Genomic DNA, 18,457 nt, shown 5'->3' with positions numbered 1-18,457 from the left:
AATGTTTCGTCGTCAATTGCTTGCCGACCTTGGGGGCAAGCCGACACGAAGGGCGGTTATCACGGCTTGGGGCGGATGTCGCATTAATTTGCTGTCACTTTTGTGCTACCGCAACCATAGATGGCGTCCTTCGGTGTCACGTCAGCTTTGGCGTCACGTCACCTTTACGGGAGCATGAAATCATCGGCTTTTCATCGGCGGCGGGACGTGTTACGAGCCAGCGCCAATCCTGAAAGGGAAGAAGACGAGTCGGCGCTGTCCATCCTGGTCAAGCGCTTTTTCTGTATTCCGAGGACTGGCCATGGCAAAAATCATCGAAACGTCCACCGGCGCACTGGCGCTTACCTTTGACGACGTGCTGCTGCAGCCCGGTCATTCCGAGGTCATGCCTGGCGAGACCGATGTCCGCACGCGCATTGCCGGCGACATCGACCTCAATGTGCCGATCCTGTCGGCGGCGATGGACACCGTCACCGAAGCGCGACTTGCCATCGCCATGGCCCAGGCCGGTGGCATTGGCGTCATCCACCGCAATTTCTCGCCGGCCGAGCAGGCCGAGCAGGTGCGGCAGGTCAAGAAGTTCGAATCCGGCATGGTGATCAATCCCGTCACCATCGGCCCCGACGCCACCCTTGCCGACGCGCTTTCGCTGATGCGCACCTATTCGATTTCGGGCATTCCGGTGGTCGAGAATGGCGGCACCGGCGGCCAGAAGGTCGGTCGGCTGGTCGGCATCCTGACCAACCGCGACGTGCGCTTCGCGTCCGATCCGACGCAGAAGGTCTACGAACTGATGACGCGTGAGAACCTGATCACGGTCAAGGAGAATGTCGACCAGGACGAGGCCAAGCGCCTCCTGCATCAGCACCGCATCGAAAAACTGGTCGTCGTCGACAGCCGAGGCAATTGCGTCGGGCTGATCACCGTCAAGGACATCGAGAAGTCGCAGCTCAACCCGCACGCCACCAAGGACGCGCAGGGCCGCTTGCGCGCCGCCGCCGCCACCAGCGTCGGCGATGACGGTTTCGAGCGCGCCGAACGTCTCATCGATGCCGGCGTCGACCTTCTGGTCATCGACACCGCGCACGGCCATTCGCAGCGTGTGCTCGACGCAGTGACGCGCGCCAAGAAGCTCTCCAACTCGGTTCGCATCCTGGCCGGCAACGTCGCCACCGCCGAAGGCACGCAGGCGCTGATCGACGCCGGCGCGGACGCCGTCAAGGTGGGCATCGGCCCGGGCTCGATCTGCACCACCCGCATCGTTGCCGGCGTCGGTGTGCCGCAGCTTTCGGCCATCATGTCGGCGGTCGAGACGGCGCACAAATCAGGCGTCTCGGTGATCGCCGACGGCGGCATCAAATATTCCGGCGATCTCGCCAAGGCGCTCGCCGCCGGCGCCAGTGCAGCCATGATCGGCTCGCTGCTGGCCGGCACCGATGAAAGCCCGGGCGAGGTCTATCTGCACCAGGGCCGCTCCTTCAAGGCCTATCGCGGCATGGGCTCGGTCGGCGCCATGGCGCGCGGCTCCGCCGATCGCTACTTCCAGGCCGAGGTGCGCGACACGCTGAAACTGGTCCCGGAAGGCATCGAGGGGCAAGTTCCCTATAAAGGACCTGTGTCTGGCGTGCTGCACCAGCTTGCAGGCGGGCTGAAAGCCGCTATGGGTTATGTCGGCGGTCGCGATCTTGCCGATTTCCGCGAACGCGCCACTTTTGTACGCATATCCAACGCCGGACTTCGTGAAAGCCACGCCCATGACGTCACGATTACCCGCGAAAGCCCGAATTATCCCGGCGGAGCCTGATCCGTACGGGCTCTGGCGCAACCTGACCGCAACGATCCTGCGGCTGTCGCGCCACGCGGCCGCGCTCTGTTTCCTGTCGGCGGCGGTTTTCATCGCCATGACGGTGCTGGAATTCTTCTATTTCCGCCAGTTGAGCGGCGGCCTGGCGTCGCTTGACATGCGTTTTCTCGGCTTCACGCCGGACGAAGGCATGGCCTGGCTGACGGCGCTCGGCCGGCGCGGCGGCGAGATCATTCTCGTCTGGCACTATCTGACCTTCGATTTGCTGTTCCCGGCGCTGTTGTCGGTGACACTGGTCAGCCTGATCCTGGCCACCGGCCGGCGATTGAACAATTTCCGCGTGTTGCCGGGGCAGCTGCAGTCGATATTCGCGCTGATTCTGGTGCTGCCCTACACGCTGGCCGATTATGCCCAGAACATCGCGGTGGCGAGCCTGCTGTCCGATTTCCTGTCGGCCAATCCGGATTCGCTGTCTCTCGCCTCGGCGCTGATCGTCACCAAATTCGCGCTTCTTGCCATCCCGCTGACCGTCATCGCCGCTTTCTGGCTGGCGGGCCAGAAACACCAGGTTTGACGCCAGACAGGGCAGTGCAGTTCATGAACCAGACCACGATCTTCTGGCCGATGCTGGCGCAGGTGCTGCTGATCTACATCGTCTACATCGTCCTGGGTCACCGCAGATACGGCGCGGTCAGGTCAGGTGAAGCCAAGGCCGGTCAGTACAAGGTACGCTCGACCGAGCCGGCCTCCAGCATCACCGTTGCCAGCAATCTCATCAACCAGTTCGAATTGCCGGTGCTGTTCTACGTGCTGTGCCTGACGCTGCACGTGACCAACGGCGTCAACTTCCTGACCCTGGCGCTGATGTGGATTTTTGTCGCGTCGCGCTATTTCCACGCCTGGGTCCACCTGACCAGCAACAATCTGCGGCTGCGCAGCCGCTCTTTCTTCCTCGGTGCTACCGTGCTGGCGCTCGCCTGGATCTGGTTTGCACTGCATCTGCTCGGAGCCGTGTAAGCATCTGCTTACCTCCTGTGCGGGAGGGTCGCCGCAAAGCGAAGCGGGTAAGCGCCTAGAGGTCGAAAACCGCGATCTTGCGCTTGTCGAACTTGAAGCCGATCTCGCCGCGCACCAGCTTCAGCGCGGCCTCGCCGAACACCGCCCGCCGCCAGCCTTGCAGGGCGGGCACGTCGGCCTCCTCGCCCTCGGCCGCGATGCGGTCGATGTCGTCGCTGGAGGCCAGCACTTTCGAGGCGACACCTTCCTTTTCGGCGACGATCCTGAGCAGCACTTTCAACAGTTCCGCGGCCGCGCTCGAGCCTTCGGGCGGCTGGAAGTTCTTCGGCAGCTTCGGCATCTGCTCCTTGGGCAAGGCAAGCGCGGCGTTGACCGCACCTAGCAGGGCCGTCGCCGTCGAGGAACGCTCCCAGCCTTTCGGCGTCGTGCGCAGCTTGCCGAGGGCTGCCGCGTCGCGCGGTGCCTGCTGCGCCACCTCGTAGATCGCGTCGTCCTTGAGCACGCGGCCGCGCGGTACGTCGCGTTCGCGCGCCTCGCGTTCGCGCCATGCGGCCACGGCCTGCACGATCGCCAGTTCCTGCGGTTTGCGCAGCCGCATCTTCAACCGCTTCCAGGCGTCCTCGGGATGCGGATCATAGGTCTCGCGCGAGGTCAGGACATCCATCTCCTCGTTCAGCCAGTGAGCCCGGTTCTCCCGCACCAGCTCGGCGCTGAGGTGCTGGTAAACCTCGATCAGATGGGTGACGTCGGCCAGCGCATAGTCGAGCTGCTTGTCGGAAAGCGGCCGGTGGCGCCAGTCGGTGAAGCGCGATGACTTGTCGAGTCGCGCGCCGGTGATCCGCTGCACGAGCTGATCGTAGGAAACACTGTCGCCGAAGCCGCAGACCATCGCCGCGACTTGGGTGTCGAACACCGGATGCGGAACGAGATCGCCGAGATGGACGATGATTTCGATGTCCTGTCTTGCGGCGTGGAAGACTTTGACCACCGCCTCATTGGCCATCAGCTTGAAGAACGGCGTCAGGTCGATCTCGGGCGACAGCGGGTCGATCAGCGCCGTCACGCCGGGTGAGGCCATCTGGATCAGGCACAGGATCGGCCAAAAGGTCGTTTCTCGAATGAATTCGGTGTCGACGGTGACGAAATCCGACTTTTCGAAAGCGGCGAGAACGGTCTCGAGTTCTTTCTGGGTGGTGATGACGTGCATCAAATCGCTTTTGACAGGAGTAAGGTCTTCCTAGATTTCAGCCGGAAGCGCTTTCGTCAAGCTTTGGCGCCATCGTCATGGGCTTCCCGGCCCATCGGAATCGCCGTTTCTTCTGGCCAGCCGCGCGAAAATCGTCGATGTGCGCAACAACGCGGTGAACCGGCTGCGCTTGCCTGCCGGCACGCCAGAACGAGCCTGCATCCGGTAGAGGATGACGGCGATGAAGATCGCATAGACGACGGCGCTGAACACGAACAGCGCGCTCGGTCCGAAATACTGCATCGCCGTCGAAGCGGCGAACGGTCCGCCAATGGCGCCGAAGGAATAAAACAACATCAAGGCGGCGTTGATCAGCACGAACTCGCCAGTGTCGGCGCGGTCGTTGGAATGCGCCGCCGACAGCGAATAGAGCGGCATGGCGAAACAGCCGAAGATGAAGATGATGACGAAGTTGAGCAGCGGATTGCTGCCGGCGATGAACACCAGCGCCAGTGCTGAAAGCATCGCGCAGCAGGTGGTCATCAACAGCACCCGGCGCCGGTCCCATCGGTCGGAGAGGTAGCCGAGCGGATATTGGATGATGGCGCCGCCGAAGATGCCGACGCTGACGAAGGTGACGACATCGGCAACCGACATGCCGATCTGTTCGGCATAGACCGGCGACAATGTGCGAAAGGCGCTGTTGGTGACACCTACGGCCATGCAGCCGAAGCAGCCCAGCGGCGAAATCCGCCAGACACGCGCCAGGTCGAGTTTGACGTCCTCGGGCGGCGTCGGGTTGGAGCGGTCGCCGAGCGAGACCGGCACCAGCGAGAGCGTGATCATGATCGACATGATGGCGAAGATGGTGAAGCCGCCGGCGCCGAAGACCGGGATCAGGAACTGGGCGCCGGTCACCGAACCGGTGTCGACCATCCTGTAGATCGCCAGCACGCGCGCCCGGTCGTGATTGCTGACCCCGGAATTCAACCAGCTTTCGACGATGGTGAACAGTCCGGCAAAGCAGAAGCCGCCGGCAAAGCGCACCGCGCACCACATTACCGGATCGAGAACCAGCACCAGCATCAGGGTGCCGACCGAGGCGATTGCCGCCAGTGCCGAAAAGGCCCTGATATGGCCGACCGCCTTCAAGATGCGGGTGATGGCCAGGCAGCCGAGCAGGAAGCCGGCGAAATAGAAGGTGCCCATCAGGCCGATATCGGAGGCGGAAAACCCTTCCTGCGCGCCGCGCAGCGCGATCAGCGTGCTCTGCAGCCCATTGCCGCCAAGCAGGATGCCGGCGGCGAGCAGAAGCGGGATCAGCGGGCGGATGGAGGACATGAAGGAAAACAACCGCTTGTCGTTGAACCTTCTTGAACCATCGCTTCCTTCAATGCCAGCGGCAATTCCAGCGGAGCTCATCCACGCGGATAACCGGGTTGCAAAAAAGGAAGATCATCGGCCCTTGGCGTTCAGCCGGTGCCTGCTCAAGCCGAGCTTCGCAGCATCAGTTCCGCGTTGAGCAGGATACGCCCGCCGTCTGGTTTGGCCGAGGATTTTTCATCCAGCCTCTCCAGCAGAAGTTCGATGGCCAGGCGGCCGATCTCGTTGTAGTTCTGCGCTACCGTCGTGATCGGCGGGCAGGCGTAGCGTGATAGGGGATGGTCGTCGTGTCCCGCAACCCGCATGTCGCAATCCGCCCCATGTCCCACCTTCAGGCCCAACTGATAGGCGGCCGCGATCACGCCGAAGGCCACACGGTCGTTGGCGCAAAGCACGGTCCTGGTCGGAAAACCTTGCCCCTTGAGGATACGAAGCGCTTCGTCAAAGCCGAATTTCTCGAAATCCCATGACCGCACGTCGACGACGGGCACGATTTCGGGTGTCATTTTGAACTGCTGCATGGCCTCGACATAGGCGACCTGTCTGGCCTGGGCGTTGTTGTTGACCAGCGGCATGGCGAAGTAGCAGGGGGGCTCGCCGGACCTGCAGAGATAGTCGACGATGAGCCTGAAACTCTGCCTGTTGTCGGTGCCGACGAACGACGAGGTCTCGTCGAGCGGCGAATCGACATAGATCAGCGGGATGCTCGATCCGAGTTCGGCCAGGATCCGGTGATGGGACTGCACGCCGAGCGGCGCAATGATGGCGCCGGCAATGTTCATCGACTTGAACGTCTGGATCGCCTGGTCTTCCATTTCGGCGCGTCCGTCGGAAGACAGCACAAACGCCAGGAAACCGGCCTCGTTGGCGATCGTTTCAATGCGACGCGTCAGCGCCATGTAGAACGGATCCGTCGAATTCGGAATGATGACGCCGAGAATGTTGCTGCGCCGGCGATTGAGATTGACCGCGAACATGCTCGGCCGAAAGCCGGACTTCCTTTGCGCGGCCTCGATCACGTTTCGAGTGTTTTTCCGTACCGAACTGGGGTCGTTGAAATATTTGGATACCGTCGTGCGGGACAAGCCGACAAAGGCCGAGAAGTCCTCCATCGTCCTGATCGTCTTGGCCATTCACTGGCTCCCTGCTCGAACTGCCGTCGCCACTGTCTACTTGAGTCACCTTTTCGCGGAAAGGAGGCAGGATGTTCTTTCCGAGCGCGGGAGACCACCTGTGGTCGATGGGCGCGGCTGTACTGTTTGAAATTACGGCTCGGAGGAAAACTGTACTTTCATCGTCGTTGGGTCGCCGCTGGCTTTGGCGAAGAACGGTAACAGTTCGGAAAGCGGCAGCTGGTGGCTGACAAGTCGCGCCATCGTGCCGTCGTCTCGGCTGAGAATGTCGAGCGCCTGCGGGATGTTCCGGTTCAGCGAATGCGACCCCGCCAATCTGATCTGCCGGCGGAAAATCTCGAACGGGGCGACAGAGATCCTGGCATCGGGTGCGCAGACACCGAAGATGAGCGCGGTGCCGCCATCGGCGGTGAAACCGATCATGCCTTCGACCACCTTGGCGACGCCGGTGGCGTCGGCGACGAAATCGAAGCTCCGCGCCCGCGCCGACAGCGCCTCCGATCCGGACACCAGCGGCTCCAGTCCGAGCGCCTCGGCGAAGGCGAGGCGCTGTTCGCTGATATCGGCGACCGCCACGCTCTTGACGCCCTTGGCCCTGAGCGAGAGGGCAAGCAGCAGGCCGATCGGCCCGGCGCCGAAGACCAGCGCGGTGCCGGGCGTGGTGTTGCCGGTCACGAGCCCGGCGGCACCGAGGCCATTGAGGACACAGGCGAGCGGCTCGGCGAGTGCCGCCGTGGCGAAACCGAGATCGCCGATGCCATGCAGATGGTCGACGGCAACCATGCTGAATTCGGCGAAGCCGCCATTCTCGGTCACGCCATAGGCTTTCAGGCTGGCGCACAGATTGGTCAGGCCCTTCCTGCAGGCGGGGCAGTGCCCGCACGGGATGTTGGGATCGACAGCGACCCGATCGCCCGGCTTGACGGTGGTGACATCGCTGGCGACCGCCTCGACGGTGCCCGCATATTCGTGGCCGGGGACCAGTGGAAACGCGCCTTCGCCGTAGCGGCCATGCAGCACCTCGATGTCGGTATGGCAAAGGCCGGCCGCGCGGACCCGTACCAGCGCGTGCCCCGGTTTGATCGCGGGCATCTCAAGCTCTGCCATGCCGGCAACGCCTGCGGCGGTAAATCGGATGGCCTTCATGTGAGTCTCCCTGCTTGGACGACCTTATCCCGGATGACGCGACTCGGACGCGTCAGCTCATCCAGTTGCCACCGTCGACATTGTAGGTCTGCGCAAGGATGTAGTCGCTGTCGGGCGAGGCCAGGAACACGGCAAGCCCCGCAATATCCTCGGGCTGCCCGAAGCGGCCGATCGGAACCGATCTGGCCACGGCCGCCTTCTTCTCGCCTGGCTTCAGGCCTTCCCAGCGGGCGAAGTGCGCATCGACAACATCCCAGTGCTCGCCGTCGACGACGCCGGGTGCAATCGCGTTGACATTGATGCCGTGTTTGACCAGCGCCAGCGCCGCCGACTGCGTGGCCGAAATGATGGCTGCCTTGGAGGCGCAGTAGAGCGTCACCAGCGCTTCGCCGCGGCGACCGGCCTGGCTCGCCATGTTGATGATCTTGCCGCCGCGGCCGCGCGCGATCATCACATTGGCCACGGCCTTCATCATGAACAGCGGCGCCTTGAGATTGATGGCGAACACCCTGTCATAGCTCGCTTCGGTAATGTCGGTTATCGGCGCCATGTCGAAGATGGCCGCGTTGTTGACGAGGATATCGATGCCGCCGAAATCGCGGTCGACCTCCGCCACGACCCTGTCGATCGCACCGAGGTCGGTGACGTCAAGCTGGATGGCTCTGGCCGCCGCACCGATCGCGGCGGCCGCCCGCGTGGCCCGCTCGATGTCGATATCGGCAATCACCACCTTGGCGCCTTCGCGCACATAGGCTTGCGCGAAACCCAGGCCAATGCCGCGCGCACCACCTGTTATGAGGGCAATCTTGTTGTGCAGTTTCATGTCCAATTCCAATTCCGTGAGTTTTTTAACGGCATCGGGGCGGCCGCTCGACGACCGGCGGGACGTCCTGGGAGACGTGGCCCCGTCCGATCCCAGACGCCTGCCGAGAAACGCACGGACCCGCTGTGGCGGATCCGTGCATCCTCCAAGCCTGCTGCAACGGGAGGTCTTTTCAGGCCCGGATTGCCAGGGACGGCACACACGCCATCCCTGGCTTGAACGCAGCTATTTGATGTAGCCTGCCTCCGTCATCGTCTTCTCCACGGCGGTCTGGGCGCCATTGAGCACATCGTCGACCGACTGCTGACCGGTGACCGCGGCGGCGATCGCCTGGCCGACCTCTGTTCCGATGCCCTGGAATTCGGGGATGGCGACGAACTGGATGCCGGTATAGGGAACCGGATCCTTGGTCTGCTTGGTCGGATCGGCGGATTCGATCGCCGAAAGCACCGTTGCGGCGAAGGGGGCTGCTTTCTGGTAGTCCGGGCTGGCATAGGTGGATTTGCGCGTTCCCGGAGGTGCCGCGACCCAGCCTTCGGTCTCGCCGACGCGCTGGACGTAGGCTTTCGAGGTCGCCCATTTCACGAACGACTTCGCGGCGTCCGCCTTGGTGGAACTCGCCGGGATGGCCAGGCTCCAAGCCCAACCCCAGGCCGAACCGTTGGGCGTGACCGCCACCGGCGCCTTGGCGAAGGCGACCTTGTCGGCAACCTTGCTCTGCTTCGGATCATAGACACGACCCGCCGCCGACGTGGCGTCGATCCACATGGCGCAGTGGCCGGAGGCGAACAAGGTCTGGTTCTCGTTAAAGCCGTTGGAGCTTATTCCCGGAGGTCCATCCTTCTTCATCGTGTCGACATACCAGCCGATCGCCTTCTTCCACGCATCCGAATTGATCTGCGGCTTCCAGTCCATGTCGAACCAGCGGCCGCCGAACGTGTTCACCAGCGTGCCGACAAAGGCCATGTTTTCGCCCCAGCCCGGCTTGCCGCGCAGGCACAGGCCGTATTGCTCCTTCGACTTGTCGGTGAGTTTGTCGGCGAATTCGGTGATCTGGTCATAGGTGGGCTGCTCCGGCATCTTCAGGCCGGCGGCGTCGAACAGATCCTTGCGGTAGAGCGTGAATGAGCTTTCGGCGTAGAAGGGCACGGCATACAGCTTGCCGTCGACCGTCAGGCCGCTGCGCACCGGCGCGATGAGATCGTCATAGTCATAGTCGTCGCCAAGATCGTTGAGCGATGTCAGCCAGCCGCTCTTGCCCCAGATCGGCGTCTCATAGCCGCCGATGGTCAGGACATCGAACTGGCCACCCTTGGTGGCGATGTCGGTGGTGACCCGCTCGCGCAGGACGTTCTCCTCGAGCACCACCCAGTTGACCTTGTTTCCTGTCGCCTTCTCCCATTCCGGCGACAGCTTCTGCATGATGATCATGTCGCCATTGTTGACCGTCGCAACCGTGATCTCCGTGGCCAAGGCGGCACCCGCCGTCAGTGCGCAAGCGGTGACCGACGCAGCGAGAATTCCAGTACGCTTACCAATTGGCATTTCGTCTCCTCCTTTACGAATGCGCATGTGTAAGTGAACATGCGTATATATTTTATTGCGCTTGAAAACATCCAAGTCAAGCTGCATAGGGCTTGATATTTGGCGATTGGCCCGTGTTTGGCGCATAGCCGCTCGCCATTTGAGGCATGGGGAAAGCCGCGTGCGTAGCAAAAAACGTGAACGTGCGTGCAGTTTGTATTGACTTCGCTCTCGACGCGAATTACCTCGGCTACAGTCAGGAGCTGTCGTACACCCGCACGCCGACACGATCCGCGTCCGCTCCGGCTGGGGAGAGAAGGAATTACAGGAATGAGCCTTTCCCGCCGAAGGGAGATCGCGTCCGAATCCGTGGGTCCGACGATTGCCGCCGGCGAAATCCTGGTTGAGATCATGGCGACGGACCGGGGTCTGGGGTTCCTCGAACCGCTAACGCTGGTCGGCCCTTACCCGAGCGGTGCTCCGGCCATCTTCATCGACCAGGTCGCAAGGCTGGGCGGCAGCGCCGGGCTGATCGGCTGCGTCGGTCGCGACGATTTTGGCACGATCAATCTGGAAAGGCTTCGGGGCGACGGCGTCGACGTGTCCGCCGTCGCCGTCAGCGACCGCTACCCGACGGGTAGCGCCTTCGTTCGCTACAGGCCCGATGGCGGTCGCGACTTCGTCTACAACATCGCCGAATCCGCCGCCGGGCAAATCCGCCTCACGCCTGAGGCGCGCCAACTGGCGGACAGGGCCGGCCACCTGCATGTCATGGGATCCACTTTGTCCGTGGCCGGGTTGAGGGACATCGTTGCCTATGCCACCAAGGCGGTGCGCGCCCGCGGCGGCTCGACCTCCTTCGATCCGAATGTGCGCAAGGAACTGATCGACGGCGCCGACGGCACGCAATTTTCAGCCCTGGTCGACGATGCCGATCTGCTGCTTCCCTCCGGCGAAGAGTTGCTCACCGCGGCAGGCGTCGAGGATGAATGCCAGGCGGTGAAGGCGTTGATCGCCAGGGGCGTTGGCGAGATCGTGCTGAAGCGAGGGGCGGTCGGCTCGTCCCGGTTCGCCGCCGATGGCAGCAGGATCGACTGCGCCGGCTTCCTGGTGGAGGAAGTGGACCCGACCGGAGCCGGCGACTGTTTCGGCGCGACCTACCTGACCTGCCGGCGCCAGGGGATGGAGCCCGGCAAAGCGCTGTTCTATGCCAATGCCGCCGGCGCCCGCAACGTCACGCGGCGCGGGCCCATGGAAGGGGTCACCGGCTTCGATGTGCTTGACGGTTTCATCGCCGGGACACAGAGGGCGACATGATGGCCAACCCCCTTGCAGGCCTCGCCGCCGCCCGCAGAAACGGATCGCCTTACGGCATCACCTCGATCTGCTCGGCCCATCCACTGGTGATCCAGACGGCCTTAAGGCGCGCCGTCCGGGACAAGGGAACCACGCTGCTGATCGAGGCAACCTGCAACCAGGTCAACCAGTTCGGCGGCTACACCGGGATGACCCCGGACCTGTTCATCGCCTTCGTGCAGGAGATCGCCAGCAGGGAAGGTCTCGAGGCCTCACGCATCACCTTCGGCGGTGACCATCTTGGACCGAACCCGTGGCGTGCCGAGCCGGCCGCACAGGCGATGAGCAAGGCCGAAGCCATGGTCACCGCCTATGTCTGGGCCGGCTTCAGCAAGATTCATCTTGACGCGTCGATGGGATGCGCCGGCGAGCCGGCTGCCTTGGACGACGAGACGATCGCCATGCGGGCGGCTCGGTTGGCCAAGGCCGCAGAAAAGGCGGCGCGCGCGCGCGGTGGTGCATTGCCGGTCTACATCATCGGCACCGAGGTTCCCGCCCCCGGCGGCGTCGATCACACGATCAGCGACCTGAAGCCCACCGAAGCGGCGGCGGCGCGCCGCACGATCGACGTGCATCGCCAGATCTTTGCCCGGGAAGGCCTGGCCGAAGCGTTTGGCCGCGCCATCGCCGTGGTCGTGCAGCCGGGTGTCGAATTCGGCAGCCAGAACGTCGTCGCCTACAGGCCGGAGGCGTCGAAGGCGCTTACTGGACTGCTTGATGAGGAACTGTCGCTCGTCTACGAGGCGCATTCCACCGACTATCAGAGCCGCGCGGCGCTGACGGCACTTGTCGGCAACGGCTTTCCCATCCTCAAGGTCGGCCCGGGCCTGACATTCGCCTTGCGCGAGGCGCTTTACGGGCTCGACATGATCGCGTCTGAAATGGTCGCCGATTATGGGGACAGGTCGCTGGCCCGCACGATGGAGCGCGTGATGCTGGCGGCGCCTGGCCATTGGCACAGTCACTATCACGGCAGTGACGCGAGCCTCTACCTCCAGCGGCACTACAGCTACAGCGACCGCATCCGCTATTACTGGAGCAACCCCACTGCCGGCGTTGCCGTCAGCCGCCTGCGCGACGTGCTCAACGGCGTCGGCATTCCCGAAACGCTGATGCAGCAATTCCTGCCGATGGTGCCGGCCGAACTGGGCCCCGCCGGGAATCCCGAGGCTATTCTTCATGCCGCGATCGGCCAGGTGCTGGCCGATTACGACGCGGCCTGCCGTGGCGACGCCGCCTGAATCCGTTGCGCCGTCGCCAGCCAAAGAGCTCGCTGCGCCTGTCGGACGACGCCCGGTGCCGCTTGCCTTGACAAATCCGGCCTCCCATGCGCTTTTCGCGCAAATTTTGAGGCCGGGCTGTGATGCTTCGGCCGGCAACGCAGCACCCCGGACCTTACCAATGACAATGCACCGTTACCGCAGCCATACCTGTGCCCAGTTGAGGAAGAGCGACGTCGGCTCGACCGTTCGCCTGTCTGGCTGGGTGCATCGCGTGCGCGATCATGGCGGCCTGCTGTTCATCGACCTGCGCGACAATTATGGCCTGACCCAGATCGTCGCCGATCCGGATTCGCCGGCCTTCAAGGTTGCGGAGACCGTGCGTGGCGAGTGGGTCATCCGCGTCGACGGCGAGGTCAAGGCGCGCTTGCCCGAGACCACGAACGCCAACCTGCCGACCGGCGAGATCGAGATTTTCGCGCGCGAGATCGAGGTGCTGTCGGCGGCCAAGGAGTTGCCGCTGCCGGTGTTCGGCGAGCCTGACTATCCCGAGGATATAAGACTGAAATACCGTTTCCTCGACCTGCGCCGTGAGACTCTGCACAAGAACATCATCGCGCGGACAAAAATCATCGCCGAAATGCGCAGGCGCATGGGCGAGGTCGGCTTCACCGAATTCTCGACGCCGATCCTGACCGCCTCGTCGCCGGAAGGCGCGCGCGACTTCCTGGTGCCGTCGCGCATCCATCCCGGCACCTTCTACGCGCTGCCGCAGGCGCCGCAGCAGTACAAGCAGCTGATCATGGTGTCGGGCTTCGACCGTTACTTCCAGATCGCGCCATGTTTCCGCGACGAGGACCCGCGCGCCGACCGGCTGCCGGGCGAATTCTACCAGCTCGACCTCGAAATGAGCTTCGTCGAGCAGGACGACGTGCTGTCGACCATGGAACCGGTCATGCGCGGGGTCTTCGAGACCTTCGCCAACGGCAAGCCGGTGACGCAGAAATTCCAGCGCATCCCCTATGATGTCGCCATGCGCAAATACGGTTCCGACAAGCCGGACCTGCGTAACCCGATCGAGATGCAGGCCGTCTCCGATCACTTCCGCGATTCCGGCTTCAAGGTGTTCGCCAATATCCTGGCCAACGACCCGAAGGCCGAGGTGTGGGGCATTCCGGCAAAGACCGGCGGCAGCCGCGCCTTCTGCGACCGCATGAACTCCTGGGCGCAAGGCGAGGGCCAGCCGGGTCTGGGCTACATCTTCTGGCGCAAGGAAGGTGACAAGATCGAAGGCGCCGGTCCGCTGGCCAAGAACATCGGCGAGGAGCGCACAGAGGCGATCCGCCAACAGCTCGGCCTTGCCGACGGCGACGCCGCCTTCTTTGTCGCCGGCGACCCGAAGAAGTTCGTGTCTTTCGCCGGTGCCGCACGCACCCGCGCCGGCGAGGAGCTGAACCTCGTCGACCGCGAGCGTTTCGAACTGTGCTGGATCGTCGATTTCCCGTTCTTCGAATGGAACGAGGAAGAGAAGAAGATCGACTTCGCCCACAACCCGTTCTCGATGCCGCAGGGCGGTATCGATGCGCTGAATGGCGAGGATCTGCTCGGCATCAAGGCGTTCCAGTACGACATGGTCTGCAATGGCTTCGAAATCGCCTCTGGCGGTATTCGCAATCACTTGCCTGAAACCATGGTTAAGGCGTTCGAGACAGTCGGGCTGGATCGCGCCACGGTCGAGGAGCGCTTCGGCGGCCTCTACCGCGCCTTCCAGTACGGCGCGCCGCCGCATGGCGGCATGGCCGCCGGCGTCGATCGTGTCGTCATGCTGCTGGTCGGCGCGAAGAACCTGCGTGAGATCACCATGTTCCCGATGAACCAGCAGGCGTACGATTTGTTGATGAACGCGCCTTCGGAAGCAAGCCCGCAGCAGCTTCGCGAACTGGCGCTGCGCGTCGCCGCACCCAAGAAGGACGCCTGATCGCGCTTCGGGTGATGCTTTAAAGAACCGCCAGAACCGGTTCTTTCAATTCATCAATCCACAAAAAAGCCCGGCATCGCTGCCGGGCTTTTTCGCGTATTGAGGTCGCGTCGATCAGTCTTCGTTGGCCTTGACGGCGACGCCGAGCGTCTTCGGCAGGTCGAGCGGGTTGGACATGGCGCCCGCCATGATCAGTGCGAACGGCACCGATGCCGGCGGTTCGGCCGAGATTTCGAGGCTCTTCGGATCGTCGAGATATTTGCCGACGGCGGCCGTGACTTGCGCCGTCAGTTCCGGATTGTTGAGCTGCGCCATGCCGAACGGCACGATCGCCTTGGCCTGGTTGGCGATGTCCTTGGCCGACATGCCTTGCTGCTTGCCGACATATTCCAGCACCTTGTTGGTCAGCGAATCGTCGTCGAAACGGATCGAGGCGCTGTTGAACGAAAGCTGCTGCAACAGGCCGAGCATGGCCATGCCTTGTGCCGAATTGTCGGCGCCTTCGGGCTGTGCCGCCATCTTCTTCTGCATTTCCTGCAGGGACTTGATGAAGTCCATCGTGTAGCCCCCGAGATCGAAGGTCATGCCGAGCGTGCCGGCGTTCTCGACGGAAATGTCGTATTTCGACAGTTCCATCTTGCCGTCGGTGGGCTGCCAGGTGCCGGCCATCTCGAGATTGCCCGCGATGTTCTGGTAGCCGAGCGCGTTGATGACTTCCTTGGACTTGGGGTCGTCGACCAGCGTCAGGTCGGCATTGAACTTTTCCGTGGTGGCGGTGAATTCCATCGCCTTGCCGTCCGCGGGCGGCGTGATCTCGACGGCAAGTCCGTCCATCGAGAAGGCGGTCTTGTCGGCGACCTTGACGGTGATGTTTGAGAGTTCGGCCGACTTGTACATCATCAGCGAGCCCAGCGGACCGGTGGAGCCGTCGGCCGGAACCGTCATGTCGTGGATGACGAAGGGGCTGAGGTTGAGCGTGACGCCGTCCTTTGAGTGTTCGAATGCCGACGTCGAAACGGTGGCGATATCATAGCCGCCATTTGCCTCGGTGACGCCCTCGAGCTTGACGTCGCCGATGGGGAGCGCTTCCTTTTCCGCCGCCGGCTTGATGGCAACGCCCTGCAGCACCATGCTGGTGTTGTCGCCGGTCACGCCGGTCCAGGAGATGTCGACGCCCTGGGCGGAAAGTGCAGCCTTCAGCCGGTCGGCGACCGCTGCGTCTTGGGCGAGGGCCGCGTTCAGCGGCAGCGTGAGCAAAAAGGTCGAAAAGGCGAACTTCTGGAGAATTGAGCGTTTGATTGTCATCGCAAGGTCCCTGAGAGTGTCCTGAAATTATTTTTCAATTCTTTGCGCCATCACCATTCCGTGACGAACTGGACGGGAAAAAGGCGTGTCCCGGCACAATGGTCGAAAATCACGGTGAAAGGCAAACTCGATCCCACCGTCTTTGCGCAAACCGGTGAATTTGTAATGAAGAGCCGGTTGCCTGATATCATCACGCTTGGCCATAGAGGCCTGATGTAACAGGCTGATGTTGGTCGACATCCGTTGGTCTGCGGTTTCATGTTGCAGAAGCGCTGGTACAGCTGCCGGCCCCTTGCCGCGAATCACCCGCTGGGCTAGGTCCAGCCCATGGGAAAAAGGCTTTTGCCGCCTGAAAATGGCGGTGGCGATCATGTCGAACCGGTCGATCTAAAGAAGGCGCTGGAAGAGCGCTATCTGGCCTATGCGCTGTCGACCATCATGCACCGGGCGCTGCCGGACGTGCGCGACGGCCTAAAACCGGTCCATCGCCGCATCATGCACGCCATGCGTCTGCTGCGGCTGAACCCCGACCAGGGCTTCGCCAAATGCGCCCGCATCGTCGGCGAGGTGATGGGCAAGTTCCACCCGCATGGCGACCAGTCGATCTATGACGCGCTCGTGCGGCTGGCGCAGGATTTTTCGATGCGCTACCCCTTGGTCGACGGGCAGGGCAATTTCGGCAACATCGACGGCGATAACGCCGCCGCCATGCGCTACACCGAAGCGCGCATGACCGATGTGGCGACCGAGCTGTTGTCCGGCATCACCGAGGATGCCGTCGACTACCGGCCGACCTACAATGAAGAAGACGAGGAGCCGGTGGTTTTGCCCGGCGCCTTTCCGAACCTGCTGGCCAACGGCTCGTCCGGCATTGCCGTGGGCATGGCGACATCGATCCCGCCTCACAACGCGGCCGAGCTTTGCGATGCGGCACTTCACCTGATCGAGCATCGGGATGCGCCGGTGGCGAAGCTGATGGACTTTGTCCAGGGCCCGGATTTTCCGACCGGCGGCATCATTGTCGACAGCCGCGCCTCTATCCTCGAAGCCTATGAAACCGGCCGCGGCGGCTTCCGCGTCAGGTCGAAGTGGATCCAGGAGGACCAGGGCAGGGGCACCTGGAGCATCGTCGTCACCGAAATCCCTTACGGTGTGCAGAAGGCGCGGCTGATCGAGAAGATCGCCGAGCTGCTGATGGCGCGCAAGCTGCCGCTGCTCGAGGACATCCGCGACGAAAGTGCGGAAGACATCCGCGTCGTGCTGGTGCCGAAGAGCCGCTCTGTCGACCCGGGCATCCTGATGGAATCGCTGTTCAAGCTCACCGAGCTCGAAAGCCGCTTCCCGCTCAACATGAACGTCCTATCGCGCGGCAAGGTGCCCAACGTCCTGTCGTTGAAAGGCGTGCTGCAGGAATGGCTTGAGCATCGCCGCGATGTGTTAATCCGCCGCTCGAAACATCGCCTCGGCGAGATCGAGAGACGGCTGGAGATCCTTGCCGGCTACCTGATCGCCTATCTCAACATCGACGAAGTGATCAGGATCATTCGCGAGGAGGATGAGCCCAAGCAGGTGATGATGGCCCGCTGGTCGCTCACCGACACCCAGGCCGAAGCCATCCTCAACATGCGGCTGCGCGCTCTGCGCAAGCTGGAAGAATTCGAAATCCGCAAGGAATTCGACGGTCTGAGCGCCGAGAAGAAGCAGATCGAGGCGTTGCTTGCTTCAAACGAAAAGCAATGGGCGACGATCAAGTGGGAAGTCACCAACATCCGCGACAAGTTCGGCCCGGAGACCGAGCTCGGCAAGCGCCGCACCCAGTTCGCCGATGCGCCCGAGCACGACCTGACCGACATTGCGCACGCCATGATCGAGCGCGAGCCGGTCACCGTGGTCGTCTCGGAAAAGGGTTGGCTGCGCGCGATGAAGGGGCATCTTGCCGATCTCTCGACCCTGACCTTCAAGGAGGGTGACAGCCTCAAGCTCGCCTTCCATGCCCAGACCACCGACAAGGTGCTGGTCTTCACCACCGGCGGCAAGTTCTACACCATCGGCGCCGACCGACTGCCCGGTGGCCGTGGCCATGGCGAGCCGATCCGCATCATCGTCGATATGGACAACGACCAGGACATCGTTACCGCCTTCGTCCACGATCCGAAGCGCAAGCTTCTGCTGGCTTCGTATGACGCCAATGGCTTCATCGTGCCGGAGGAGGAAGTCGTCGCCAACACCCGCAAGGGCAAGCAGGTGATGAACGTCAAGGCGCCCGACGAGGCCAAGCGCTGCATCCCGGTCACCGGCGACCATCTCGCCATCGTCGGCGAGAATCGCAAGATGCTTGTGTTCGCGCTCTCCGACATCCCGGAGATGGGACGCGGCAAGGGCGTTCGCCTGCAGAAATACAAGGACGGCGGCCTTCTCGATCTCAAGCCGTTCATGCTGGAGAGCGGCCTGTCCTGGCAGGATTCGGCCGACCGCACCTTCATCCGGTCGCGTGAGGAGCTGGCCGAATGGATCGGCGCCCGTGCCTCGGCCGGCCGTATGGTGCCGAAGGGCTTTCCGAGGACGGGGAAGTTTGGATAAAG

General features: G+C 62.9%; 15 protein-coding genes. 7 read left to right on the top strand and 8 right to left on the bottom strand.

The annotated features are described in order from the left end of the window. The first annotated feature begins 301 nt into the window (after positions 1-301). The 3 genes from guaB to AC1DZU_RS16610 are packed head-to-tail and all read left to right on the top strand — an operon-like array spanning position 302 to position 2,821. The gene (gene guaB, locus AC1DZU_RS16620) at positions 302-1,804 is read left to right on the top strand and encodes an IMP dehydrogenase (RefSeq protein WP_477286390.1); all 1,503 of its coding nucleotides are present in this window, start codon (positions 302-304) and stop codon (positions 1,802-1,804) included. After that, positions 1,755-2,378 (top strand): hypothetical protein, encoded by a 624-nt coding sequence (locus AC1DZU_RS16615; protein ID WP_477286388.1) that lies wholly within the window; start codon positions 1,755-1,757, stop codon positions 2,376-2,378. Before guaB ends, AC1DZU_RS16615 begins: the two co-directional genes overlap by 50 nt. A gap of 23 nt (positions 2,379-2,401) precedes the next feature. Further along, positions 2,402-2,821: an MAPEG family protein gene (locus AC1DZU_RS16610; RefSeq protein ID WP_477286386.1), complete on the top strand. Its 420-nt coding sequence runs from the start codon at positions 2,402-2,404 to the stop codon at positions 2,819-2,821. A 55-nt stretch (positions 2,822-2,876) separates the two neighbouring features. Here the strand turns inward: AC1DZU_RS16610 and rnd are convergent, their stop codons facing one another. The 6 genes from rnd to AC1DZU_RS16580 form a co-directional block, all read right to left on the bottom strand. After that, positions 2,877-4,028 (bottom strand): ribonuclease D, encoded by a 1,152-nt coding sequence (gene rnd, locus AC1DZU_RS16605; RefSeq protein ID WP_477286384.1) that lies wholly within the window; start codon positions 4,026-4,028, stop codon positions 2,877-2,879. A 75-nt stretch (positions 4,029-4,103) separates the two neighbouring features. Further along, positions 4,104-5,348, bottom strand: coding sequence for an MFS transporter (locus tag AC1DZU_RS16600; RefSeq protein ID WP_477286382.1), 1,245 nt, complete (start codon positions 5,346-5,348; stop codon positions 4,104-4,106). Positions 5,349-5,494: 146 nt separating this feature from the next. After that, positions 5,495-6,502 (bottom strand): LacI family DNA-binding transcriptional regulator, encoded by a 1,008-nt coding sequence (locus AC1DZU_RS16595; protein WP_477286500.1) that lies wholly within the window; start codon positions 6,500-6,502, stop codon positions 5,495-5,497. Positions 6,503-6,655: 153 nt separating this feature from the next. Continuing rightward, positions 6,656-7,669, bottom strand: coding sequence for a zinc-dependent alcohol dehydrogenase family protein (locus AC1DZU_RS16590; RefSeq protein ID WP_477286380.1), 1,014 nt, complete (start codon positions 7,667-7,669; stop codon positions 6,656-6,658). Positions 7,670-7,721: 52 nt separating this feature from the next. Then, positions 7,722-8,492 (bottom strand): L-iditol 2-dehydrogenase, encoded by a 771-nt coding sequence (locus tag AC1DZU_RS16585; protein WP_477286378.1) that lies wholly within the window; start codon positions 8,490-8,492, stop codon positions 7,722-7,724. 225 nt (positions 8,493-8,717) lie between these two features. Beyond that, positions 8,718-10,031 carry an ABC transporter substrate-binding protein gene (locus AC1DZU_RS16580; protein WP_477286498.1) on the bottom strand — a complete coding sequence of 438 codons (1,314 nt, stop codon included), beginning with the start codon at positions 10,029-10,031 and terminating at the stop codon, positions 8,718-8,720. 315 nt (positions 10,032-10,346) lie between these two features. Between AC1DZU_RS16580 and AC1DZU_RS16575 the strand changes: the two genes are divergently transcribed. From AC1DZU_RS16575 to aspS, 3 genes are all read left to right on the top strand, one after another. Further along, complete coding sequence (locus AC1DZU_RS16575) at positions 10,347-11,333, top strand: tagatose kinase (protein ID WP_477286376.1); 987 nt, start codon at positions 10,347-10,349, stop codon at positions 11,331-11,333. Next, the gene (locus AC1DZU_RS16570; protein WP_477286496.1) at positions 11,333-12,613 is read left to right on the top strand and encodes a D-tagatose-bisphosphate aldolase, class II, non-catalytic subunit; all 1,281 of its coding nucleotides are present in this window, start codon (positions 11,333-11,335) and stop codon (positions 12,611-12,613) included. Before AC1DZU_RS16575 ends, AC1DZU_RS16570 begins: the two co-directional genes overlap by 1 nt. A gap of 166 nt (positions 12,614-12,779) precedes the next feature. Continuing rightward, positions 12,780-14,570, top strand: a complete 1,791-nt coding sequence (gene aspS, locus AC1DZU_RS16565; RefSeq protein ID WP_477286494.1) for an aspartate--tRNA ligase — start codon at positions 12,780-12,782, stop codon at positions 14,568-14,570. A 114-nt stretch (positions 14,571-14,684) separates the two neighbouring features. Here the strand turns inward: aspS and AC1DZU_RS16560 are convergent, their stop codons facing one another. Together AC1DZU_RS16560 and AC1DZU_RS16555 are read right to left on the bottom strand one after the other, a co-directional pair. Beyond that, positions 14,685-15,875 carry a hypothetical protein gene (locus AC1DZU_RS16560; RefSeq protein ID WP_477286374.1) on the bottom strand — a complete coding sequence of 397 codons (1,191 nt, stop codon included), beginning with the start codon at positions 15,873-15,875 and terminating at the stop codon, positions 14,685-14,687. A gap of 27 nt (positions 15,876-15,902) precedes the next feature. Beyond that, a complete protein-coding gene (locus AC1DZU_RS16555) occupies positions 15,903-16,247 on the bottom strand; it encodes a hypothetical protein (protein ID WP_477286372.1) in 345 nt (114 codons plus the stop codon). Here AC1DZU_RS16555 and parC point away from each other — a divergent pair. Then, on the top strand, positions 16,203-18,455 hold the full coding sequence (parC, locus tag AC1DZU_RS16550; protein ID WP_477286370.1) for a DNA topoisomerase IV subunit A: 2,253 nt from the start codon (positions 16,203-16,205) through the stop codon (positions 18,453-18,455). The two genes, AC1DZU_RS16555 and parC, sit on opposite strands and share 45 nt — an antisense overlap. The last annotated feature ends 2 nt before the right edge of the window (positions 18,456-18,457 follow it).

Source organism: Mesorhizobium sp. P2_A12, from assembly GCF_056405075.1.
Note: the sequence above shows the minus strand (reverse complement) of the source record. Positions and strands in the feature narration are given on the sequence as shown.